Origin of the sequence: Paenibacillus xylanilyticus (assembly GCF_047246825.1) — a bacterium.
GTDB classification, from domain to species: Bacteria; Bacillota; Bacilli; order Paenibacillales; family Paenibacillaceae; genus Paenibacillus; species Paenibacillus xylanilyticus_B.
Genome location: NZ_JBFOLB010000002.1, coordinates 55065 through 79206 on the forward strand (window position 1 = coordinate 55065; position 24142 = coordinate 79206).

Consider the following 24142-nt stretch of genomic DNA (forward strand, 5'->3'; position numbering starts at 1 on the left):
AAACAGATGTTTTCTTATCCTTGTCCATTTTAATTCAAGATATCCCGTTTCGTAAAGACAAGGAATGACACAATGAGTGATGCAATGCCCCAAACACTAAGCACAATAAGGGAAAAACCCAAATTCATTCCCTCAATTGGCGGCAGCCCGCCAGACAAATAATCCGGAAGTTCCAGATTAACCATGAACAGGTATTTGGCTGACTGCCAGGATGCAGCCATGCTTGTAAGAATTGTGCCTGCTATAAGTGCAGCCATCATAATGACAATGCTTGCTGCAGTACTGCGGACCAGGACGGAAACCATAAATGCCAGGATCGCCACGATGACACTGACAAACCAAATCAATCCTGCCTGCATGAGAAGATACAGCCATTGATCCACGGCGTGTACGGCAGACATATCCACATCGGTGCCCACGACCTTGAATCCGGTAAAGATCGGCATGCCGAAACCTTTATAGCCAAATACCGCACCGGATATGACGTAACAGATAATATACGCAGATACGACGATTATAGACACAAACATAAGCAGGGTAATGAGTTTACTGAGCAGTACTTTCCAGCGTTTAACCGGACGAGTAAGCAGCATCTTGATGGTACCTGTTGTACGCTCACCCGACACCAGATCCGATGCAATGGCCATAATGAGCAGGGGAATAAACAAGCCAACAGCATTGTTCATGAATTCCCGTGTAAAGGTTACACCATTGGGTTCTTCAGGATTCACGTCATTTTCCAGATAATATTGCATCTGCTGGATGTAAACCATTCTGTATTTTTTATATTCCTCCGGCACCCGGTCACTACCCAGTGAATTCTGATTATCCGTGATTGCCTGCTGAAGTTCAAGCCGCCAATCTCCCCCGAACTTGTCACGATTATTTTCCGCAGATTTCATCTGCGCATACGTAAACATCGGAACCAGAACCGCAAGGACGATAAAAATAATATAAAGACGTTTCTTTTTCACCATCTTGATCGTTTCATTCCGGATAAGGGGCATGATATTACTCAATGGATTCACCTTCTGTCATCTTTAAGAATAATTGTTCCAGTGTTGGCTGAATCCGCTGCACACCTTCAACCTGAATTCCTGCCTGAACCATCTGATTTACCAGACCGGGTATACGGTCCTCATGCATTTCAGCAACAACTGCATTGGGCCCCAGCCCTGCAATAATGGTATCATCCATTACCTCAGCCGGTCGATCTATCAGCGTAATGCCTGCGTCAAGCAGCATACTTTTCCCTTCATCCAAAGGCGAAACATGCCAAATGGCAAACTTGGAATGATCCTCGATTAATTCGTTTACACCTCCAACCGCAAGAACGCGGCCTGCGCTAATAATGGCAACCCTGTCACACAGAAGCTGGATTTCACTCAATAGATGACTGCTGACAAACACAGCCATGCCTTCACTTGCGAGTTGTTTGATAAAGACACGGAGTTCCTTAATCCCTTTGGGATCAAGTCCGTTTGTGGGTTCATCCAGGATCAGCAGACGCGGGCGCCCAAGCAGCGCCTGAGCAATACCCAGCCGTTGACGCATACCTAATGAATAAGTTCTTACTTTATCATGAATTCGCTGGTCAAGACGAACGATATCCACCACTTCCTGAATACGGGCATGATCCACCCCTGGCTGCATCCGGGCAAAATGCTCCAAATTCTCCCAACCGGTCAAGTATGTGTATACCTCCGGATTTTCCACGATGGAACCGACATATTTCAAAGCACGTTCAGGATCGCGATTCACATCGTAACCGCAAACTTTAATTTTACCTTCCGTCGGCTTGATCAGATCAACCAGCATACGAATGGTTGTCGTTTTACCCGCCCCGTTAGGACCCAGAAAACCAAAAATCTCGCCGGGCTTGACGTCAAAAGTGACATCTTTAATAATCCACTTGCGTCCAATCTTTTTCTTAAGTTGCTGTACAGAGAGTACCGAATCGGTTTGTGGTTCTTCCATTAATTTGTGCCCCCTTCTGCCGCGGTTTCAGCCTGATATTCCTGTGCAATACGAGTTGCAATTTCCTCGTATCCTGCACCATTAGGGTGGAAGTGATCTGAAGAAAGATACTCGCCCAGATGATTTTCAAACAGATCGAAGGTTGGTACAAGCATCATTTTGTCCTCTTGGTTCAAAATCGTGAGAGCAGCATCATTCCATGCAGCTACAACTGTGTTTCCGGGCAGCTCCAGTTCCTTCACATCGCCAAACGGGTTATACAGCCCTATGTATGCAATCTGTGCGTCCGGATTAATCTCTTTTACTTTCTTCAAAATCTCCTGGAGACGCTTGGACGTTTCAGGTAATGCTGCAGCCAATTGCTCAGCAGTTGGCGGGTCCTCCCCTTGCAAAACCTGCCCCCCCTGAAACAGATCGTTAGCTCCAATGGACAACAGAATAAAGTTGGATTGCTGGAGGACATAACGTACGCCCTGTTCGTCCAGTTTATTCAGTAAAGCGTCAGTCCTCAGACCGTTAACTCCCAAATTGTTAAGAACCTGGACATCATATCCTTGTTCTTTCAGGAGGTTCCCTGCACGTCGTACAAAACCAAGTCCTTCATCGTCCCCCGTACCTCTTGCCAGAGAATCACCAATGACAGCCATACGAATCTTCCCTTCCTCGATGGGAGCGGTTGGTTTACCAGCTTCATCGGCAGGCGTAGTCGATGGCTGAGTCGTTCCCAATGTTGAATCTCCCGTAGGAAAGATGACGTCTTTTATGGCGTAACCAAAACCGAATAATAGCAAAAGCGTAGCCAGAATGGATACCGTACTGATTGTTCTCCAGATCCATGGCGCTGAATCAAGGTTTTTTCTTTTCATTCATCACATCTCCGCTCATGTACACCTGGTTGGGTACTTAGAATTTAAAATGGTTTTACATTAAGATGACGCTTTTTCTAAATAACATAAATGTTCTGTCGATAATTTGCAAATTTTGCCGCTACATATATCATCTAATTTTGGTAATGGAAAAAGGCTATGCCATGCACAGACTTCGCTGTGCTGACATAACCTTTTTACAAATTAAATCTGAATATTATTCATTCAAATGACTTATTTGCCGATAAATTCTTGAGCCCAGTAGCCATTGTAGTATCCAACACCGATATGGGTGAAGTTTTTGCTCAGGATATTGGCACGGTGTCCTTCACTGTTCATCCAAGCAGTAACAACTTCCTGAGGCGTTTTTTGACCTTTGGCGATGTTTTCACCAGCGTAGCTGTAAGTTACTCCGAATTGTTTCATCATATCAAAAGGAGAACCATAAGTTGGTGATTGGTGGTCAAAATAGTTATTGTTGCTCATGTCTTTTGCTTTGGCAAGAGCGACTTTATCAAGAAGTGCATCTGAGGCCAGTGCGCTCAGACCTGCTTTGGAACGCTCAGCATTCACAAGTTTTACAACCTGTGCTGCGAAATCGGATTGAGCCGATTCATTACCACTGTTGCTTGTGTTGTTACCTGCATTACCCGTGTTGCCAGTGCTGCCGCTGTTCTCAGGCTTTTCCGTTGGTTTAGGAGCCGGTTTCTCTTCTTGCGTTGGTTGAGACGGTTTAGTTGTTTCTGGTTTTGTTGTCTCCGGTTTGGTGGTCTCTGGTTTTGTTGTTTCTGGCTGCTTAACAACTTGACCATTCGATACCGTAATTCCGTTGTCTTTCATCCATTTTTCAAGCATTGTTTTCAGGCTCGCAGCATCCGTAAGTTTAAACGTTGCTTTATATGTGGACACCTCTGCAGCTGATGCAGAAGCAGGCATCATAATCCCTACGGCCAATACAGCTGTCAGACTTCCAGTAACGACAGTTTTCATCCAGTTATTCTTCAAATTCATTCATCTCCTCAGAAGTTAAATTAGTTACAACTTTGTAATCAGTACTCTAGCAGTATACCAATTCATAATCATGATGTGAACCTATAAATTATGGAAAAGTTACTTTTTTGTAATATTTAACTTGATTCAAAAGCAATAAAAAAGTTTATATCATGAAGGCTCACACCATGAATTGGGTTATGTAATCCATACTTGCTATAAAAGATATATCGGATTTACGCATGCTTAAATGAATAATTAATATAATCTCTATATACGTTGAAATAGCTCCTTTACTTCAGTGCTTGGCCTAAGGATTATCATATCGGAAAAACAGACTTTGAGGGCCGTCCTTTTTTAACCAAAAAAAAGACATCCAGACAAATAAAACTTGTCTGAATGTCCTGAGGAACCAATATATCATTCATCTCATTGACAATTTGGTGCCTTAGTTCAGAAGAATCTTTCTATAGAAGGACTTTACTGAAACGATATCCTCTCTTTTGGAAACCAATATGCTCATAGAAAGAATATGTCGATGAAGCAACTTCACGATTCGCACCGGTGACAAACAATTGTTTCCCACCTTGCTGTCTGCCCCAATCCTCGGCACGAGCCATCAGACGACGACCAATGCCGCCTCCACGATGTTCCTGCCCTACAATCAAGGACGTAATTTGAGCGGCAGGTTCCGGATAGGCATGACTTTGCACACATTGCAAGCCGATCACACCAATAATTTGTTCATCCACTTCGGCAACAAGCATGCATGCGTTTGGATTGCTCTCCAAACCTTCAATGCGCTCTTTCATAACATTGGCTGTTGTCGGATAGCTGACCTCGCGCATCAGTCCCGTTACCGCTTCAGCATCTCGCAGCTCACACTCTCGGATCATCAGTACAGGGGCCTGGGCATTATTGGACATGATTTACCTCCACTTTCAGCATATTTGCGGCTTGAACCGCCGTTTTACGAGCTTCTTCCACATCCTGGCCAGCACTAAGTGCCACAGCCATTCGGCGTCCCACTTTCGTCTCAGGCTTACCAAATACACGAACCTGAGTGCGTGGAAGGGCCAGTGCTTCTTCAATCCCGCCTACAGTAAAGTCAGTTGTTTCAACATTCGCCTTCAGTGTTGCTGAAGCTCCCGGTGTAAGCAGATGTACATCTGTAACCGGAAAACCAAGAATTGCACGCACATGCAATGCAAACTCGGAGCTGTCTTGCGTTACCATGGTAACCATACCTGTATCATGCGGACGAGGTGACACCTCGCTAAACACGACTCCGTCTGATGTCAGGAATAACTCGACTCCGAACAGCCCATAACCACCGAGTTCATCAGTCACAGACTTGGCAATATGACAAGCTTGCTCCCATTGCTGCGGCGTCATGGCATGCGGCTGCCAAGATTCGACATAATCCCCATCCTTTTGAATGTGACCAATCGGAGGACAGAATACGGTTCCGGATACTGATCTTACAGTGAGCAGCGTTATTTCGCTATCAAACTTCACAAAACTCTCCACAATGACACGTACAGATTTGCCGCGCGCTCCAGACAGAGCGATATTCCAGCAATTCTCTACGTCATCCGGCGTGCGGCATACACTCTGCCCTTTGCCGGAAGAACTCATCAGGGGTTTGATCACACAAGGTGTACCCAGCTCACGAACGGCTTCTTGAAGCTCTTCCAGGTTGTTTGCAAAAAGATAGGCTGCTGTCGGAAGGTTCAGTTGTTCGGCTGCCAAACGACGGATCCCTTCACGGTCCATGGTTAAGCGGGCAGCACGGGCCGTAGGCACAACACAAAATCCCTCTTCCTCAAGCTCCAGCAAGGCTTCTGTTGCGATCGCTTCAATCTCAGGTACGATGTGATGAGGTTCTTCCTTACGGATCAATTGTTTCAAAGCTTCGGCATCTAACATGTCGATGCAGTAAGACCGGTGTGCGACCTGCATGGCAGGCGCATTGTCATAACGATCTACAGCGATCGTCTCTACTCCCAGTCGATGGGCCTCAATAACGACCTCTTTTCCCAATTCTCCGCTGCCCAACAGCAGCATTTTTTTGGCTTGAGCCGTAAAAGGAGCACCCCACATGTTCTTTCCAATCCTCCCAAAGAGAAATCTTCTATATCTGTCTCTCTATTTTCGGGGTTTTGGTTAAAGAATGCAAGAGTGCTCCCTATTTTTCTTGTGAATTTTACAAGACTTTTTGTGTTTTTTCGATCATTTTTTACAAAAATCTGTATTGAGCTTCTATTAATCCATTATAAACTCCTTGTTTCTGGATAAGTTGCTCATGGTTTCCTTCTTCCTTGATCTCACCGTGATCGAGCACGATAATGTTGTCCGCATTCCGAATTGTTGAGAGACGGTGAGCTACCATAAATGAGGTTCTTCCCTTCAACAACACTTTCAGGGCTTCCTGAATTTTGAGCTCTGTTTCGGTGTCAATGCTTGCTGTCGCTTCATCCAGAATCAGGATCCGCGGATCGGCAAGCAATGCACGTGCGAAAGATAACAATTGTCTTTGCCCCATGGACAGTACATTCCCTCGCTCTTCAACCTCTGTATCGTATCCGCCAGGAAGCTTCATAATGAATTCATGGGCATTGACCGCCTTCGCTGCCTCTTCCACTTCTTCATTCGTTGCATCCAGTCTGCCAAAACGAATATTGTCACGAATGGTTCCGGAGAAGATGAACGTATCCTGCAGTACAATACTGACCTGGCTGCGCAAACTCTCTACCGTTACGTCCCGTATGTCCCGACCATCAATGGTGAGTCTTCCCCCAGTAATGTCATAGAAACGACTAATGAGGTTAATAATCGTACTTTTCCCTGAGCCTGTGTGACCAACCAGCGCAATCGATTGGCCTGCACCAGCGGTAAAGCTGATTCCTTTTAGCGCCTGTCTGCCTTTCTCGTATTCAAATACGACATTATCAAATACGATATCTCCTTTAATGGAAGGAATAGGTTTCGCACCCGGTTTATCGGCTATGCTTGGTTTCTCATCCATGAATTCGAAAATTCGTTCCGAGGAAGCCATCGCTACCAGCAGTTGATTGTACATCTGTCCCAGACGGTTAATCGGGTCCCAGAAGTTGCCGACATAGTTGGCGAAGGCTACAAGCAAACCTACGGTCAATTGATCATGCTGAATCAGGTAAGCACCAAACCAGAAAAGAATCAATGTACCGAAACCGCCGGTGATTTCGATCAGCGGTCCAAACCCCTGGTTCATGGCCGATGCTTTGTCCCATGATTGTTTGCTCGACAAGTTCATGTTGTCGAAGTATTTCATGTTTTCTTTTTCCTGTGTATACGCCTGCGTCACACGAATCCCCTGAATAGATTCATTCAAGTGGGAGTTGATGCGGGAGTTTTTCATGCGTACATCCTGCCAGGCTCGGCGGATTAACACCCGAAGTTTGGTGGATATGATAAACATGATCGGTACCGTGATAATGACTGCAAGACCAAGCTTCCAGTTGATTAAGAGCAAAATTACGATAATTCCCAATAACTGCACACAGTCAATCATGACGTTGACAGCACCGTTTGTGAACAAGTCCTGCAATGAGTTGATATCATTCGTGACACGCACCAGTACGGAGCCTGCTGGCCTTTTGTCAAAAAAGTTAAAGGAGAGCTTCTGGATGTGTTTGAACAGATCCGAGCGAAGGTCATAAATGACTCGCTGTCCTATAATATTGGTCAGTTTGATCCGGTACGTATTGGCTGCCCACTGGATCAGATACAGCAGGAGTACTGATCCCGCAATAAGATATAACATTGTCATGCTTGGCAGTCCGTTCGCGGGCGCTATTGCTCTGTCAATTGCCAAACTAATCAAAAAAGGAACGGACAGTTTGGTAATAGTACCCAAAATCATCATTAATATGACCAGCGGCAGGAGCTGCCTAGCATAAGGTTTCATATATCCGAACAAACGTCCAAATTCTTTCCAGTTAAACGGTTTCTCAATGATTTCATCATCCTGATAGACAAATCGTTCATTAAGATTCTTCTCAGAGGTCCCTTTGACCTCGCGCCTGTCTGCTACCGTTTCGGCACTCATGAGTTCACCTGCTCCCCAGCCTCCCGCTTGCCGCGGGCGATATAATCTGCGTATTGAATCTTGTAAACATCCTGATACGGTCCAGGTTCTTCAATGAGGCGTTTGTGTGTACCACGCTGAACAACACGTCCTTCGTCAAGTACAAGTATCTCATCTGCATGACGCAGTGAAGAAATACGGTGTGCGATAATAAAGGTCGTTCTTCCTCGCATGACTTCCTGGAATCCGGACTGGATCTCATGCTCGGTCTCCATATCCACTGCACTTGTCGCATCGTCCAGTACCAGAATTTTCGGGTTTTTAAGCAAAGCTCTCGCAATTGCAATCCGTTGTTTCTGACCACCGGACAGCCCCATGCCTCGTTCACCCACAACCGTGTCATATCCGTCCGGAAATTCCATGATGAAATCATGAGCTTTGGCCAGCTTCGCTGCCCGTATGATTTCATCCATGCTTACATTTTTGAGACCGTACGAGATGTTGTTGCGTATGCTGGATGAGAACAGGAACGTTTCCTGGAACACGGAAGCGATCTGACTCCGCAAGCTGCGGATGCCCAGTTCTTTAATATTTTTGCCATCCAATTTGATTGTTCCCGAATTGACGTTATATGCACGCATCAGGAGCTGGATAATGGTGGACTTACCGGAGCCTGTGCCTCCCAGGAAACCGATAACGGAGCCCGGAGGCGCATCAAAATTAATATCGGTAACTGCCGCCATTTTATTGCCGTACGCAAAGGTTACAGACTCAAACGTTACATGCCCTTTAACCTGATCAGCCTCGACAATGATTGGATCTTCTGTCTCCTGCACGTCCACTGGAGTATTCAACAGTTCAAGCACCCGTTCACCCGAAGCTTTGGATTGCGTGTAGTTGTTGATATGGAAACCAAGGTTCCACATGGGTCCGATTATGTACCAGATCAAACTGAAGAAGGCAACGAGTTGACCAAGTGTCAATGACTCCTGGATGACCATTCTTCCTCCAATGACAAGAAGCAGTACAACGCTTACAGAAGCAAGAATCTCCATGATCGGAAAGTAGCGACTCCACAATGTTGCAGCATGAATCTGATTCGTTTTGTAACGCTCGTTGCGTGTGGAAAACTTCTCCACTTCGTAAGGCTCGCGCGCAAAAGATTTTACGGTACGCACTCCGGTGATATTTTCCTGTACGGCTGTCGTCAGTGAACTGAGCGCCAGTCGCATCTCCTGGAACGCGGGGTGGATTTGGGATTCAAATCTCAGCGCAACGAAGGCAAGCAGAGGAATACATATGAGTGTCAGCAAGGTAAGCTGCCAACTCATCGTCATCATCATGATTGCGCCGAATACGACCATCAAAACCATGTTGAGAATCTGTGCAAAGCCGAACCCGATAAAGTTACGGATGGCTTCAAGGTCTCCCGTGAGGCGGGACATCAGATCACCCGTCTTGGCCGTATCATAGTAACGGAAGGATAAAAATTGAAGCTTTTCGTAACATGCGTTACGAAGTCGGTACGCCAGGAAGTTACCGAGGCGTCCTCCAAAAAAACCGTGTAAAAACTGCATTCCTGCTTTCAAAATCACAACACCTAACACGGTTAAAGCAAGTATGGGAACGTCTTCAAAATTGCGCGGTACAATTACGTCATCAATCAGTATCCTGAGCAAATTCGGATACACCAGCCCCAGCGCAGTCGCTATGGCGAGGAACAAGATTGATACAAATAAATACGTACGCTTTTCCCAAAAAAAGGTTTGCAGTTGCCTGAGAACATCCATGTTTCTCCTCCTCTTGTCTCGTTCAAAAACAGTATGAACATTTATGAAGTTTATCACCGTCCCTCATTCGCGGCAAAGCGAATAACTGACCATATTCAGGCTACTTTCTCCTTAATGCGTCATTAACAGGAATAAAAGACCACCTATCAATCAAATGTTTGAATATTCTCTTTGTTTCAGGTTGTTCGGACAAAAAAAGGCTCCCTGTATGACCTGGTCGGTCAGGAGCCTTTTTCCGGATACATATGCATACACTTTGCGTGTATACTTATTCGTGTACGAATTGCTGCACTTGGACAGACAGACTATGCCATTCGTCTGCTGGGACACCGCTCGTCAGTGTCTCATTTAATGCAGCAACAGCTTCTTTCAGCCGATCTTCCAGCTGGCTGGATTGATGCTGCAAAGATTGATGCAGCTGGGCATCATAGAACTGCACCAGCTTCTCCTGTGCAGCAGGGAGAGCGCCAGCCACCATTTGTTTAATCACCGGATCTAGCGCCTCCTGCAGTCGCTGTCTTCCGTCACCTTCAAAGAACTGCTTCGGATTGCGGAAGTAGCCAAGGTAGGTTTTCCAACCCGATGGTTCCTCCAGCCTGATCTCCTCGAGCACAGGTGTGCTCCAACTTTCTTCAAAGGCCAGCGACAGATCCATTCCTCCTGATTGTTGTTTGAGTTCCTGGACACAATCATTGATCTGCTTTATTAACCAGCTCTTCCCTGTTTGCTCCAGTCGGAGTGTGGTCGCAAGCAATTCCTGTTCAAGTTCTACAGCGATCATGCGCAGCAATTCTCGACCACAAGCTGCAAATGCGCCTTTCAGATTGCCACGGTCTTCCCGCAGTACGGAGGGGTGGAACGCTTCAGCCATAAATAGACCCAGACGATAACCCAGACGCTGTCTGACATGAAAGAGCAATTCAGCCGTTTCCTGGGCAAGCTCTTCTCTCATGGACCGCTCCGAAAGGGTCCGGATTCGAGTGAGTGATTGATCCATGATGGCATGAAGTTCCTGCCTGCGCTGCTGCAGCACCTCTTCACCCTGAACGGCATCATGTGCACGCTGATCCAACCGCTGTACGACCCGTGATAACTCTTCGGCAGCACCTCCAACAGCAAGGTCAGCGAGTTCCGTACCTGCGAATCGATTAAACTCCTCTTCAAATCGGATAAAACCCGATTGCTCAAGCATATTTGCATCTCCCGTACTCTTGCCCTCCATCGCGAGCAGGCTGGAAACAGGAAATAATCGGGGCGCACGGATTCCGTTCGTTCGCAGCTGTGTGCTGACATGGTCGAGAACCTGCTCAAGCTCTTCTTCGGATGAAGACAGATCACTGGCATTAACGACAAAAAACATCTGGTCCATGGCAGAACTGTCTTTCACCCGTCCCAGTTGATTAAGGAACTGACGATCCCCCTGGGAGAAAGCATGATTGTAGTAGGTTACAAAAATAAGCGCGTCCGCATTCTTCATATAATTGAATGTTACACCAGTGTGACGGGCATTCACCGAATCTGCTCCTGGTGTGTCCACCAGTACAATGCCTTGTTCCGTGACAGCACAGCTGTAGTACAGATCAATACTGTCAACAAAACAGGATTTCCGTTCATTGGCCACAAAGTTTCGATATCCGTTCAGGTCTACCTGGACATCCTGGCCCAGCTGATCTGCCGTGTCATCCCAGCCTGCAGCCGCTGCCTGCAGGAAGCTGTAATGCGGTCGCCCTGCCGGATGTACCTCTTGTGGCGATAAAGACTTGACCCGTTTCTGCCAATCAGCTCCTGGTTCTCCCAGTCCAAGCAAACGGAACGAATAGGCCAGATCCTCCTGAAACGCATTTCGGGTCTTCATCCGGACCCGGGCGGTTCCATGTTCCGCGCCTCCGGCTGGAGCCATGATCCGGTTAATCGCCGCTGTCGTTGGATGCGGCGATACGGGTAGTACCGATTCGCCCAGCAATGCGTTGGCGAAGGAGGATTTGCCAGCGCTGAATGCCCCGAACAGCGCCAGAGTGAACGTGCCGCCCGCAAGCGAAGCCGCGCGTGCACGCAGATCCCGTACCGCCGAGCCCATGGCGGGGTACGGCTCTACCAGTGCAGCGGCGGCTTCCAGCCGTGCCGCCGCTGCGTCCAGGCGCCGGCGGCGCTGTGCGCCAGCCGCCGGCTGCCTGTGCGCCGCAGCCTTGCGCGGCGGCGCCTCCGTCTGTGGCTGCGCAGCCACAGACGCTGCCGTGCCCGGGCGAGAGCCGTGAGCTTCGCTCGGCTCTTGCGCGGGCACGTGCGGGCCCTGCACCTCCGGCAACAGCCCGGAGGTGAGGGGGCCCGCAGGGGGCAGCAGGCTGCGCAGCCCTGCTGCCTCTGCGGCGGCGGCACGCTGCAGCGCTGTATAGCGCGCCGCCGCCGCGGATTGCGCCAGCAGCGCTGCGCGGCTGGCGTTCAGCGCCTGGAGCGCGGCTTCGCCCTGCGCACCCAGCGCCTCAAGCAAACGGTCGGCCAGCATCATGGCCGACTTGCGGTAGCGGGCCTCAATCTCGCCCCGCACCTCCTTGCTGAATTGAAGCACATACTCGGGAGACACCTCTGCGCTGGCGCTTCGTTTCATCTCCAGCAGTGCTTCATCCAGAACAGGCAGCTCCGCATTTAATGCCTGTTCCCACTCCTGGCTCCACAACTGGTGAGATTCTCCCAGCTTGCGGAGCATGGTGCGGATGTGCACCTCTACTTGACCCGAGGTTTGATCCTGAAGCATTTTTACAAGCTCAGCTGCACGGCGCTGCTTCTCCTGTTCAGTTTTGCCACCCGAGAAGAGCAAACCTACCCGAAACCCAGGCTTCCGGCTCTCCAGATAGGCTCCCGCCGATGTCCGAATATCTGCTGGAGTGAGGTTGGCATTCGTCAGAAGAGGCTCCAGCTCGGCCCGGAACTTCTCACGCTCACGTGCAGGCTTCGTACGAAGCTCCTCTTCTTCTGCCTTTAGCTTATCCAGGTCTCGTTCCAACCGGTCTATGCCTTCCTGTCCTCCAATTTCCTCCAGAAGAGCAGCCTCTTCGTCTTCCCGTTGTTCCGCCTGTCTTATCAAGTGCTGCTCGGTTATATGGCTTGCTGAACTCACAAGGCTATGTTGAATTAAGGCTTCCTTCTCTTTCAGCATGTGTTGAATCAAATCAGGAAGCAGCTCCCATTGATTGTAACGATGACTCTTATCGCGAAGCGAAGTAAACAGCAGGCCATCATATCGGACTTCCCACGCATCAAAAATGGCCTCTACACCTTTCACATACTCGTCAAAGGCAAGTTCGCGTTCCCGATGTTTATCAATCTGGTTCACAATTAGAAATAAGGGCTTCCCCCAATCCGATAGACTTTTGGCAAAAGATAAGTTGCTTTCAGACTGGACGTGGTTATAATCCATCACATAGAACACCACATCTGCCAGGTGAAGCGCCGAATGTGTGGCCAAGCCGTGACCCCGGTCGGTCGAATCCACACCTGGCGTATCAAGCAGCACGGCATCGTCCGCTAGCAAAGGAATATCATCCCATACTTCAATAGAACGATATGCCCCGCCATTTTTGCAGTACTCCTCCAATTGTTCAGGAGATACCTCAAGAGGAGCTGCCTGGTTGTCAGCGCTTTCGTTAGCAGCCGTATAAATCAATGCACGAGGCGCACCATTACGAATGGACACCACATTGGCACTTGTAGGAACAGGACTTGAAGGCAGGACCCGCTTACCGCATAAACTATTGATAAGACTCGATTTTCCTGCTGAGAAGTGCCCACAAAATGCGATCGTTAACTGCTTCATTTCCGCCTTGCTCATCAGATCCGTTATAGCCTGTACAGCAGTATGGTCTTCTGTCTGCTCCATCGCCCCACGCAGTGAAAGCAGAGGTTTGGCCATTTCTACTGGGTAATCTGTTCTGGTCATGACTGGCCTTCCCCCTGGCTCCTCTAATTTGGCATCTGTTTAATGCCTTTATCTTATAATAGTCTTATTTTAACATTAGACGACCTGAATTTGAACGGTTTGCACGTATTGATGATCGGCCTTGCAAGTACAACAGATTATTTTAGCTAAAAAAAATAAAACCGATCTGTCGGTTTTATCTGTGTTGTGATGTATTTTCTGTTCAAGACATCATGTCGGTAGTTCATTACTATGTATGTTGCATTCAATGCCAGCATGAACTTATGTGGGAAGTTCGATGCCAGCATTGATGCAACACCTCTTGCGTTTAGCAAGAAAATTAGGAAACAGCATTCTCCAGTGAAGGCAGCAAAATTTCAAATACTTGTCCATGCTGCAGAATAGTGATGTCTCTTCCTTTGTCTCTCATAACTACAACTTCCGGTTTTGTAGACATGCGCTCCAAATAGTGCTCAGGCACATCGCCAGAGTGGCTTACAGTGATGCCTTCTACTTCTTTCTCTTCATTTTCAGCCATTTCCTGTTCAACGATTTGTTCGAAAATATCGGAAAAAGCCTCAAAATTGTCAGTGTACACGGAAATGCATTTCATGATTACTCATCCTCTTCTACTCATTAATTTATTTTTCGTTTTGGGGTAGTAACACGTTCCTTATCTTTCCTGATTTGGGACGTTTTCATACGCTTTTTCCCTTCCCGGCATATGTCCAGCAATGGACAGATATGACATTGGGGATTTTGAGCCTTGCAATGGTAGCGTCCAAAGAAAATGATCCGGTGGTGAGTTAAGGTCCACTCATCCCGGGGTACGCGCTTCATCAGTTTTTTCTCGACTTCAAGTACGGAGTCGTCCCAGCCTGCCAGCCCGAGCCGTTTGGATACACGTTCAACGTGAGTATCCACCGCAATGGCTGGTACACCAAACGCATTGGAAACAACCACATTCGCGGTTTTCCGCCCAACGCCTGGCAAGGTCACAAGCTGATCATGTTCCTGCGGTACATCACCGCCATACTGCTCTATTAAAATACGGCACATGTTCTGAATATGCTTGGCCTTGTTCCGGTACAAACCAATACGCCGGATGTCCTGTTCCAGCTCTTCGAGAGGAACCGCCAGATAGTCGGCAGGACTGGTGTACTTTTGGAACAAGTCTGCGGTCACCTTGTTTACCGTCTCATCGGTACATTGGGCAGACAACAGGACAGCTACAGTCAATTCAAACGCATTGCTGTGATTTAATTCGCAATGTGCATCAGGGAACATCGCTTCCATTGTATCGAGTATGTGCCTAACCGTTGCTGCATTCATGAAGAGCTACCTCCCACAAAATCACCACACAGAGTGGAGACTTACTTCCAAGCTTATTTCGAGTGTTCTGCGGGGACGCCCAAAAAGCTTGCAAAAAAAACGTCCTGATGCAGGAAAGATCCCGCATCAAGACGGTCATTCTTTTGATCCTCGAAAAGAAACGATTACTGTTTTTGGATCTCCATAACTACATTGTTCAGGAGATACAATACAATATTATCATTATCTTTGAGAGATTGCACGCTTAAAGTGTTGTCACCCTGGTGAACAAATACGCCTGTACCGAGTGCAAAACGGTAATTTGTGTCTGAAGTAGACTCGCGTTTAACCAAAATTTGGTTCCCTACTCCATCATAAGACCAGAACTGTTTGCTCATAATCGTCATCACTCTGAATCGTGTCGAATTGTCCGTATCCTTTGTCATTTCCACACGATCACCCACTGTAAGACTGTTTAATGTCGTTAATGTGGAACCCGACTTGATGACTTTTACAGCACCGCTGACAGGTACGGTTTCGCTCTGTCCATTAAACAACTTCAGTGTAACCGAAGTCGCATCAACAGACGTCACTTCCGCAAGCGTACGTTTCACGACCTGAACCGCTTTAGGGGTAGTTCCTTCGAATGTGACGTTAATCAGGTTGCCTGCTGTTAACTGGGAAGCCGTGATCGATTGTCCACTTTCACCAGTCAAAACAGCCTGATCCACGTAAAACTGACTTGTCAACGAATCTGATTTCACACGAACACGGCCATTGGTCTCTACAGATACGACATCAAATTGGGCCACAGTGTTCAGTGACACTTTCTGTACGTAATCCTGATTAGAACCAAGTGTAACTGTCACTTTATCACCAATTTTCAGGTCGCTCAAACCTGCTCCAGACTTGTTATACATCTCAATTGTCGGAACGGTGGAGTATGGTACGGTGATGGTTTGATTACCAGACAGAATACTGATTTTTTTGTTCGTTGTGTCAATGCTGCTAAGTGTACCTTCATATTTGTAGATTACTTTTACGGATAATGCACGTGTTCCAACATAAGTCAGATCAAGTTTACGTCCTTCGTTCAACAGCGATTCCAATCCAGCCAGCGTAGGTTTGGTTGTGTTGTAGTCCAGCTTCGTCTTATCATCCAGGGTAAATACAAATGGTTTTTTGTTGCTGTCAAGTACAGTCAACACTTTTGTTTTGCTGTTATAGGATACCACGGAAGCACCATTCATGGGTTCCATCTGACGCCCAATCACCTGAATTCGCGTTACGCGATCTTCCCCGTTCAGCGTCAATTCAACTTGGTCACCATTGGTTGCATCCGTAATCAGATCATTCAGTGTGGCATCCTGAATTCCGTTAATCACCACTTCCGGATTCTCCGCAAGAAGTTTTGCCTCCAGGGAGCCTCCTTCACGTTTGAAGGTTAGTGTGGATTGATTGCCACCGATTTCTACCAACGTACCCCGTACAGACTGCTCCACACCTTGAGATAATTCAATGGTTTGCAGAACACTGTCCTTAACGGTGTACTTAACGGCACTACCTGCTTTAAGCTCCGCGAGGGACAATATTCGATCCTGATAGCGAATGATCAGGTTATCACTATACGCAAACTGCTCAGTGGTTCCTGCGGCATTCGTAAACTTGATCGTTTTTCCAGTCGTGCTCACTTCCGCAATCACACCGCTGTCACTCTTGTTAACGATACCCGACTTCACGCGAATGGCAACGGTCTTTTTGTCAGCAGAGAAGGTCTCGCGCTGCACTTCAATGAGGCTGTCTGCTGTAATATCAGACAATTTAATCGCATTACCGTTCTGATCAATAAAAGCCGTAGCTTCATCATATCCATACGTTTCATAGTTCTCGCCTACAAAGATACCAATTTTATTGCCTGACAATGAACGCGCAAAAGTACCTTCCACGCTCTCCACCTGTGGTGTCGGATCCACAACTTCCACATAAGAAGCATTTCCAGCAGAGCCAACCACCTGTACCTTGGTATAGAGCTTAACATTGGCTTCTGGCGCACGTGTTTCACTGTCTTTTGTAAAATATGGTGTGCTGCTGTTCACCGCAAAGTTCATTGCTTTGCCATCAACCAGCATGCTGATCTGACCATCCTTTAATCCAGTCACATAACCCGTAAAGGTGTTCGGATATGCCGTATCTGTTAACGCCTCTCCTCTGCTGAAGAAAGTCGCCAGTTGGGCGCGCGTTACCGAGCCAGTAGGATTAAATTTGTTGCCCTCCACTCCTTTGGCAAGCTCCAGGCTCACCGCCAGATTGACGTAACCTTTCCCATCTTCGGAGATGCTTGCATCATCGGCGAAGCCAGTGGACTGACTGTTCTGTGCCTTTGCTTCAGCTTCTTTGTTCAATGAGCGGATCAGTAATTTGGTAATCCACTCACGCGATGCAGGCTTTTGTCCCCATATTGTTTTGGAGACGTCTGCTGTGGATTCTTCCGTTTTATCAATCAGTCCCAGTTGAAGCGCCAAAGCGACATATGGCTTGAAATAGTTCCCCACTTCCATATTTGTCGGTAATGCCGCAGCCGTGCTGTCGTTCAACTGGCCTTCCTGGTTCATAAAACGGATCGCCATGGTTACAGCTTCTTGTTGTGTTACCGCATCTCCTGGACGGAACAGACCATTGTTACCGAGAAGGATACCTTGGTTTGCCAGTTTATATACATGCTTCTCAGCCCAGTATCCAACCTTGATATCACTGAATAAACCTGCAGGTGCAGTCGTATTGCTAACAGCTGCAGTCTGGCTTTGCTCCGCTTCTGTTGATTCTGCTGCCATTGCAGCTCCGCCAGCGCTAAGGGCCATCATGCCTGCAAGCACGGCTGATACTACTTTTTTAGAGTGTGATGGATTGTTATATTTAAAAGTCACCTATGATTTCCCCTCTCATGTAAAACGGTCGATATCCCTTGGAAAACGGTAAAACAACATGCTGCAGCGAACCTATTCGGATCTCGTCATGGGATGCTCAAGATCAACATGGCCCATCAAGCTCTCAGATTGCTGCCCGTCCACCAACAAATCAAGCGATTTGACTTCATCAAACTGGAAGAATGTTTTCTGCAAGGCATCAATAGCATATGCTTCTCCACCTGCACCAAGACGCGCCGTATCAGGCATATGAATATCCAACGTAAGTGCACCTGCATCAAATTTCACGGACTTCAATTCGATTTCTTTTGCCCATAGTGGAACGAGTTTGTCATCTGCTGTTTGTTGTAAAGCTGCAAATGCTTCCTTGTATTTGTCGTCATCTGTTGCGTAGGAGATACTCGCAGTGGCTTCATGCAGATCCAGCTCTTCCGGATCGGTATAAAAGACATTGATTGTTTTTTGTTCTGTACTCTGTGAAGTACTACTGGAATCCGAAGAAGTTCCTCCCGAAGAAGTTGCTCCTTCCGAACCCGAGCTGGTTGGTGTCGAATCCGGTGTAGATGTCGTACCTTCCGTCTCCACGGTTACCGGATCCGTAATTTCACTATCATTTGTGTCATCCGTCACATTTTGATCCTCAGGAACATTAGTTTCAGTTCCAGCACCCTGAGTCTGACTTGGAGCAGGAGCTGCTGTTGGCTTGCTTCCACATCCGGCAGCAACTGCCATAACCGTTACCAACAGTGCTGCAATCCATAATTTTTTGTTCATTCTAACTCCGCCTCCTGATCATAAGGGCTAACCCTTATTTAATTCCCAGATACTCCTTGATTCCTGCAACAATACCTTTGGCTACACTGTTCTGGAAACTTTCAGTGAACAGCGCCGCTTCATCGCTCTTATTGCTGAGGAAACCTCCTTCCAGCAGAACCGCTGGCATTGTCGTTTCACGGGTAACATGGAGACTTGCCGTTTTCACACCACGATCCTTCAGTCCTGAGGACTGCAAAAGATACTTATGCATGACTGTAGCAAGAGCCTTGCTGTTGGAGCGAGTATAGAACGTTTCTACACCGTTTGCAGCAGCAGGTCCACTATTGGCATGAATGGAAATGAAGATATCCGCGTTTACTTTTTCGGCAATTTTCACACGTTCCTTCAAAGCCAGGAAAGTATCGTCGCTGCGTGTCAATACAACGTCAATTTTGGACTCCTTCTTCAGCAAAGCTTCCACTTTCAAAGCCATCGCCAAGTTAAAATCTTTCTCCCGTTTTCCGGTTACACCGGTTGCTCCAGGATCATGATCCCCGTGCCCTGCATCAATTACGACAACCTTTCTGCCATTATCTCCGACCGGAGGAGCAGTTGTTTCACCTTGTTTGTTCAGATCAATCATAACTAAACCAGAATCGTTTTGGACGTCATAACCTTTGGCACTGGAGAGGTCAATGACAAAACGTACTGTAGAAGGACTGTTGCTGTATAACGAATACCGAATCTTGGATACATCGGGATAACCGTTGACTACAAGCTGTCCATTCTGGTTGCTGTCAAGAGCCTGTCCCTCACTGAAAGAATCAGCGAATGCGGTATTAGGTAAGTCGATAACAATTCGATCCGGTCCTGTCATCGTGAAGACGTTCGGCTTCGTACTTCCGCTTGTTGCAATCAAAAAGCGGTTGTCGCTGAAGCTGATGCCGTTCACCAGTACAAGACCTTCCTCATTGGATCCTCCGCCATTATTCCCGGAGTTCGGAGGAGTGGTTGTCCCGTTTCCGGAACCTGAATTCTGGGTAACTAATGTTACCGTCTTCGTGGTGTTGTTCCAACCCACCTTAAGACCCATTTGTTCACCGATAAATCGGAGTGGCACAAGCGTAGTACCATTTTTTACGAGTGGCGGGGCATCCAGGTTCACGTTACTGCCGTTCACCGTTGCCGTCTTCTGTCCAACAATCATCTGCATGGCAGTGTTGTCTTTGCTTATAGTCACAGTGCCTGTACTCTGTTTCCAGTCCACACCGTACCCCAGACTCTCGGAAATTACCCGAATCGGAACCATCACTTTGCTGTTGATGATCTCCGCCTTGGCATCCGATGGCTGCACAATCTCTTTCCCGTCTAGGATAATTTTCGTATCTGCTGCTGCATGACTATAGCCCGGGAAAACGAGCCCAAAGACAAATAACAGTACCAAAAAACCGAACTTCTTCATCCTTCACCCCTACCATTCTCATATTTTTTCGCCGCATGTTGCAACTTACAGCTCCGACTGACCACGTGGGCATTACCAGACACCTATTAGACGCCACACGCTCTCAAAAGTTGCGAATATATTCCAACATAACAGAAAAAAAACGTTGTCAAATCAAGCTTTTTCTACATTTTAATGTCTGTTTATTTCCTTTTTTATCAATTAAACATCTGAAAACAACGGACTGTCCTAAACTGCGTTTTTACGAATAACCAGCCTTAGAGCCCCAAATATTCTGCTATTCCGTCTGCAATCGCCTGAGCGCACTGGTCCTGATAATCCTCAGTGAGCATAGTTGCCTCATCTGTTGGATTGCTCATAAAACCGAGCTCTAGCAAAACGGCAGGCATGGTTGTTTCACGGGTTACATGCAGGCTGACCATTTTCACACCACGATCCTTAAGTCCCGTAACCGGCAACACATATTTGTGAAGTGTATCCGCCAAAGATTTACTGTCTTTACGACTATAAAGTGTCTCTATTCCGTTCGGAACAGGAGTCGTAAATTTGTTGCCGTGAATGGAGATGAAGATGTCCGCCTGATTGAGTTCCGCAATATCTACTCTCTGCTTTAATGACAGTTCCGTATCATCCTGTCGTGTGATCACTGTTTGAATGTCATCGTATTGCTGCAGCAGTGCCTGTACCTTTAAACCCACAGCTAAATTAAAATCCTTCTCATATTTGCCAGAAATACTTACAGCTCCCGACTGCCTTCCGCCATGTCCCGGATCAATAATTACTATTTTCTTGCCGTCATCGTTTGGTAAGGCTTGTTTACTTGCAGACTCACCACTACTTGCTGTCAGATCGACAAGCATCACATTGTCTTCTCCAAGAGACCATTTGGCTGTTGCGGCCTGTTTCAAGTCAAACACGACACGAACCGTAGATGGTGAGCTGCTGAACATAGCATATCGAACCTTGGACACCAGATCGGAATCCGCCACTTCAATACTGCCGCTGCCATCGGGTCTGGAGGCTTGTCCCTGAAGGAAATCCTGAGAGAAGGTTGTGCCAGGCAAATCTACGATAATGCGATCCGGCTCACCAAGCGTAGACAGCTTTGGCATGATCTCACCATTCACTGCAACAATTAGTCGATCCCCGCTGAAACTGATATTCTGCAGCTCTGCATTCATGCTCGGCGCAGGGGCTTCGCTTGCATCCTTCTCTTCATTCGATTCTGCCACTGGCGGAACGGTGAATAGGCTTACCGTCTTGGTCCCATTGTCCCATCCCACTTTTAGCCCCATGCCTTCCCCGACAAAACGTAAGGGGACCAGTGTGGTTCCTTGTTTGATCAGAGGTGGGGAATCCAGCTCCACAACGCTTCCATTGACCGTTGCTGCATCTTTGCCAGCCGTCATCTCAATGCTGCTGTTTCCTTTTTGAACAAGAACCGACTTCGTTGCCTTTTCCCACTTCACCTGATAACCAAGATTTTCCGAAACAATGCGAATAGGTACCATCACGGTCTTCCCTATATTCTCGGCTGGCGCTCCAGATCGCTGATCAATTGTCACACCATCAAGCACAATCGAGGGCCCCGCATCGGCATTGGCCATGACAGGAAATAAACACATAAACAGAAAGAAAACGACTGCAACAGACCATTTCTTCATAAATCATCCACCGTTCTGTTGTGTTTTGTACCTTTAACTACCTTCCACTTCTCCTCTATGTAACTTTCCATAATATACTAAACAGTTTATCAGATATTGTCTGATCATCCGGTTACAACGTTGTCATATTTAGTCGGAAAAACCCTGTATTCCCGCAGATAAGCGCATGCACAAAAAAATAAAACAACCCCCATATTGAGTAAGGAACACCAGGTTCCTGCCCATTATGGAGGCTGATAGACTATACATGTTATGAAATGCTATTTAGGGAGTAACTTATCCAAACAGCTTCGCCGCGTGCCGCTGCTCATAAGCCGTAATCTCATCATCATGCTGCAGCGTCAGACCGATATCATCCAGACCTTGCAGCAAAAATTGACGGCGATGCTCATCCAGATCAAAATCAATATGCAGTCCGTGTGTATCTGTAATCGTTTTGTTTTCCAGATTCACATTCAGTTCATAACCTTCATGCGCAGCTGTACGCTGGAACAGATCCTCTACCTGCTCTTCGGACAACTTGATTGGCAGGATGCCATTTTTGAAACAGTTATTATAGAAGATGTCCGCAAAAGACGGTGCGATGACGCAACGGAATCCATAATCCATAATCGCCCACGGTGCATGCTCACGGGATGAGCCACAGCCAAAGTTCGCACGGGAGATCAGGATGGACGCTCCTTCGTAGCGGGATTTATTCATTTCGAAGGAAGGATTGTTGTTCCCCTCTTCATCAAAACGCCATTCATAGAACAAAAATTGTCCAAATCCGGTACGTTCAATTCGTTTCAAAAATTGTTTCGGAATGATTGCGTCTGTATCTACATTGACCCGGTCTACCGGTGCAACGATGCCTTGCAGTGTTTTAAATTCTTCCATGTGATCCGTTCTCCCTTCTGTCCGTTACTGGTTAGATAACTGCTTCCGTTTTGAAATTCCAGTCACGTACGTCAACGAAGTGACCTTTAACTGCTGCTGCAGCTGCCATTGCTGGAGATACCAAGTGCGTACGTCCTCCGCGTCCTTGACGTCCTTCGAAGTTACGGTTGGAAGTCGATGCACAGCGTTGTCCTGGCTTTAATACATCCGGGTTCATTGCGAGACACATGCTGCATCCCGCATCACGCCATTCGAATCCTGCTTCTGTGAAGATTTTGTCCAAACCTTCTTTTTCAGCCTGAATTTTAACACGGCCTGAGCCAGGAACAACGATTGCCGTAACATTACTGGACACCTTATGACCCTTGGCAACCTGTGCTGCCGCACGCAGATCTTCAATTCGTCCGTTGGTACAAGAACCGATGAATACATAATCAACCGGAATTTCAGAGATCGGTGTTCCTGGTGTAAGTCCCATATATTCAAGCGCTTTTTCAGCTGCTTTACGTTCATTTTCAGTTGGCAGTTCAGCTGGTACCGGTACTTTGGATGAGATATCCGTTCCCATACCCGGACTCGTACCCCAAGTTACTTGCGGAATCAGGGATTCCACATCAATCTCAACGACACGATCAAACTCAGCACCCTCGTCGGTAACAAGCTCTTTCCATGCTGCAACAGCTTCATCGAATTTGGCATCTGCAGGTACATATTCACGTCCACGAAGATACTCAAACGTCGTTTCGTCCGGTGCGATCATTCCTGCTCTTGCCCCACCTTCGATGGACATGTTGCAGACCGTCATACGCTCTTCCATGCTGAGTTCGCGAATGGATTCGCCAGTATACTCAATAACATAACCTGTCGCAAAGTCTGTGCCGTATTTGGCAATCACTGCGAGGATCATGTCTTTTGCGGTTACACCCGGATTACGCTTCCCGACGAAGCGAACTTCCATCGTTTTGGCTTTCGCTTGTTGCAAACATTGGGTTGCCATAACATGCTCAACTTCACTTGTTCCGATTCCGAATGCCAGTGCACCAAATGCACCGTGCGTGGACGTATGGCTGTCACCACAAACGATGGTTTTACCTGGGTGAGTCAGACCCAATTCCGGTCCCATAACGTGTACGACACCTTGATCAATCGTATCCAGATCATACAGTTTAACGCCGAAATCACGGCAGTTCTGAGAGAGCGTATCAATTTGCTGTTTGGAAATCGGATCTGTAATGTTGAAGCGATCCTTGGTTGGTACGTTGTGATCCATTGTTGCGAATGTAAGCTCAGGGCGACGTACTTTACGACCACTCAAGCGCAGTCCTTCAAATGCCTGTGGAGAAGTTACTTCGTGTACCAGATGCAGATCGATATACAAAATACTTGGTTTTCCTTCTTCCTGATGAATCACGTGATTTTCCCAGATTTTCTCAAACATCGTTTTTTTACTCATCATTTTCACCTCATCATAAGTTCGGTCCTTGGAAGAGCTTCTTTTTTGTCCAAACGGTGAAGCTCTTGAATGACATAAATATATCACC

Annotated in this window: 17 protein-coding genes; all 17 read right to left on the reverse strand. The window is 47.2% G+C overall.

Annotated elements, in window-relative coordinates; all coding sequences use genetic code 11:
* Nucleotides 1-29: 29 nt before the first annotated feature.
* Nucleotides 30-1019, reverse strand: coding sequence for an ABC transporter permease (locus AB3N00_RS14920; protein WP_413035331.1), 990 nt, complete (start codon nucleotides 1017-1019; stop codon nucleotides 30-32).
* The gene (locus AB3N00_RS14925) at nucleotides 1012-1977 is read right to left on the reverse strand and encodes an ABC transporter ATP-binding protein (RefSeq protein ID WP_413035332.1); all 966 of its coding nucleotides are present in this window, start codon (nucleotides 1975-1977) and stop codon (nucleotides 1012-1014) included. Before AB3N00_RS14925 ends, AB3N00_RS14920 begins: the two co-directional genes overlap by 8 nt.
* Nucleotides 1977-2843: a GDSL-type esterase/lipase family protein gene (locus AB3N00_RS14930; protein ID WP_413035333.1), complete on the reverse strand. Its 867-nt coding sequence runs from the start codon at nucleotides 2841-2843 to the stop codon at nucleotides 1977-1979. The genes AB3N00_RS14925 and AB3N00_RS14930 overlap by 1 nt, the downstream gene beginning before the upstream one ends.
* A gap of 234 nt (nucleotides 2844-3077) precedes the next feature.
* Nucleotides 3078-3848, reverse strand: coding sequence for a CAP domain-containing protein (locus AB3N00_RS14935; RefSeq protein WP_413035334.1), 771 nt, complete (start codon nucleotides 3846-3848; stop codon nucleotides 3078-3080).
* Between the two features lie 452 nt (nucleotides 3849-4300).
* Nucleotides 4301-4759, reverse strand: coding sequence for a GNAT family N-acetyltransferase (locus AB3N00_RS14940; RefSeq protein WP_413035335.1), 459 nt, complete (start codon nucleotides 4757-4759; stop codon nucleotides 4301-4303).
* A complete protein-coding gene (gene purT, locus AB3N00_RS14945; RefSeq protein WP_413035336.1) occupies nucleotides 4749-5936 on the reverse strand; it encodes a formate-dependent phosphoribosylglycinamide formyltransferase in 1188 nt (395 codons plus the stop codon). The genes AB3N00_RS14940 and purT overlap by 11 nt, the downstream gene beginning before the upstream one ends.
* A gap of 136 nt (nucleotides 5937-6072) precedes the next feature.
* The gene (locus AB3N00_RS14950; protein WP_413035337.1) at nucleotides 6073-7923 is read right to left on the reverse strand and encodes an ABC transporter ATP-binding protein; all 1851 of its coding nucleotides are present in this window, start codon (nucleotides 7921-7923) and stop codon (nucleotides 6073-6075) included.
* Nucleotides 7920-9692 (reverse strand): ABC transporter ATP-binding protein, encoded by a 1773-nt coding sequence (locus AB3N00_RS14955; RefSeq protein WP_413035338.1) that lies wholly within the window; start codon nucleotides 9690-9692, stop codon nucleotides 7920-7922. The genes AB3N00_RS14950 and AB3N00_RS14955 overlap by 4 nt, the downstream gene beginning before the upstream one ends.
* A 268-nt stretch (nucleotides 9693-9960) precedes the next feature.
* Nucleotides 9961-13626, reverse strand: coding sequence for a dynamin family protein (locus AB3N00_RS14960; RefSeq protein ID WP_413035339.1), 3666 nt, complete (start codon nucleotides 13624-13626; stop codon nucleotides 9961-9963).
* Between the two features lie 319 nt (nucleotides 13627-13945).
* Nucleotides 13946-14218, reverse strand: a complete 273-nt coding sequence (locus AB3N00_RS14965; RefSeq protein ID WP_095292936.1) for an NAD/NADP transhydrogenase alpha subunit — start codon at nucleotides 14216-14218, stop codon at nucleotides 13946-13948.
* 23 nt (nucleotides 14219-14241) lie between these two features.
* Nucleotides 14242-14937 (reverse strand): endonuclease III, encoded by a 696-nt coding sequence (gene nth, locus AB3N00_RS14970; protein WP_175397908.1) that lies wholly within the window; start codon nucleotides 14935-14937, stop codon nucleotides 14242-14244.
* Between the two features lie 164 nt (nucleotides 14938-15101).
* A complete protein-coding gene (locus AB3N00_RS14975; RefSeq protein WP_413035340.1) occupies nucleotides 15102-17840 on the reverse strand; it encodes an S-layer homology domain-containing protein in 2739 nt (912 codons plus the stop codon).
* 72 nt (nucleotides 17841-17912) lie between these two features.
* Nucleotides 17913-18614, reverse strand: coding sequence for a GerMN domain-containing protein (locus AB3N00_RS14980; protein WP_413035341.1), 702 nt, complete (start codon nucleotides 18612-18614; stop codon nucleotides 17913-17915).
* Nucleotides 18615-18648: 34 nt separating this feature from the next.
* Nucleotides 18649-20058 carry an N-acetylmuramoyl-L-alanine amidase gene (locus tag AB3N00_RS14985; protein WP_413035342.1) on the reverse strand — a complete coding sequence of 470 codons (1410 nt, stop codon included), beginning with the start codon at nucleotides 20056-20058 and terminating at the stop codon, nucleotides 18649-18651.
* Nucleotides 20059-20315: 257 nt separating this feature from the next.
* Complete coding sequence (locus AB3N00_RS14990; protein ID WP_413035343.1) at nucleotides 20316-21722, reverse strand: N-acetylmuramoyl-L-alanine amidase; 1407 nt, start codon at nucleotides 21720-21722, stop codon at nucleotides 20316-20318.
* Nucleotides 21723-21998: 276 nt separating this feature from the next.
* On the reverse strand, nucleotides 21999-22601 hold the full coding sequence (leuD, locus tag AB3N00_RS14995; protein WP_413035344.1) for a 3-isopropylmalate dehydratase small subunit: 603 nt from the start codon (nucleotides 22599-22601) through the stop codon (nucleotides 21999-22001).
* Nucleotides 22602-22632: 31 nt separating this feature from the next.
* The gene (leuC, locus tag AB3N00_RS15000) at nucleotides 22633-24054 is read right to left on the reverse strand and encodes a 3-isopropylmalate dehydratase large subunit (protein WP_413035345.1); all 1422 of its coding nucleotides are present in this window, start codon (nucleotides 24052-24054) and stop codon (nucleotides 22633-22635) included.
* Nucleotides 24055-24142: the final 88 nt, after the last annotated feature.

What these genes read in the sequence shown, in the direction of transcription:
- AB3N00_RS14925 (WP_413035332.1), bottom strand. Translation starts at nt 1,977, where the DNA reads ATGGAAGAACCACAAACCGATTCGGTACTCTCTGTACAGCAACTTAAG.
- AB3N00_RS14930 (WP_413035333.1), bottom strand. Translation starts at nt 2,843, where the DNA reads ATGAAAAGAAAAAACCTTGATTCAGCGCCATGGATCTGGAGAACAATC.
- AB3N00_RS14940 (WP_413035335.1), bottom strand. Translation starts at nt 4,759, where the DNA reads ATGTCCAATAATGCCCAGGCCCCTGTACTGATGATCCGAGAGTGTGAG.
- purT (WP_413035336.1), bottom strand. Translation starts at nt 5,936, where the DNA reads ATGTGGGGTGCTCCTTTTACGGCTCAAGCCAAAAAAATGCTGCTGTTG.
- AB3N00_RS14950 (WP_413035337.1), bottom strand. Translation starts at nt 7,923, where the DNA reads ATGAGTGCCGAAACGGTAGCAGACAGGCGCGAGGTCAAAGGGACCTCT.
- AB3N00_RS14955 (WP_413035338.1), bottom strand. Translation starts at nt 9,692, where the DNA reads ATGGATGTTCTCAGGCAACTGCAAACCTTTTTTTGGGAAAAGCGTACG.
- AB3N00_RS14960 (WP_413035339.1), bottom strand. Translation starts at nt 13,626, where the DNA reads ATGACCAGAACAGATTACCCAGTAGAAATGGCCAAACCTCTGCTTTCA.
- AB3N00_RS14965 (WP_095292936.1), bottom strand. Translation starts at nt 14,218, where the DNA reads ATGAAATGCATTTCCGTGTACACTGACAATTTTGAGGCTTTTTCCGAT.
- nth (WP_175397908.1), bottom strand. Translation starts at nt 14,937, where the DNA reads ATGAATGCAGCAACGGTTAGGCACATACTCGATACAATGGAAGCGATG.
- AB3N00_RS14980 (WP_413035341.1), bottom strand. Translation starts at nt 18,614, where the DNA reads ATGAACAAAAAATTATGGATTGCAGCACTGTTGGTAACGGTTATGGCA.
- AB3N00_RS14985 (WP_413035342.1), bottom strand. Translation starts at nt 20,058, where the DNA reads ATGAAGAAGTTCGGTTTTTTGGTACTGTTATTTGTCTTTGGGCTCGTT.
- AB3N00_RS14990 (WP_413035343.1), bottom strand. Translation starts at nt 21,722, where the DNA reads ATGAAGAAATGGTCTGTTGCAGTCGTTTTCTTTCTGTTTATGTGTTTA.
- leuD (WP_413035344.1), bottom strand. Translation starts at nt 22,601, where the DNA reads ATGGAAGAATTTAAAACACTGCAAGGCATCGTTGCACCGGTAGACCGG.
- leuC (WP_413035345.1), bottom strand. Translation starts at nt 24,054, where the DNA reads ATGAGTAAAAAAACGATGTTTGAGAAAATCTGGGAAAATCACGTGATT.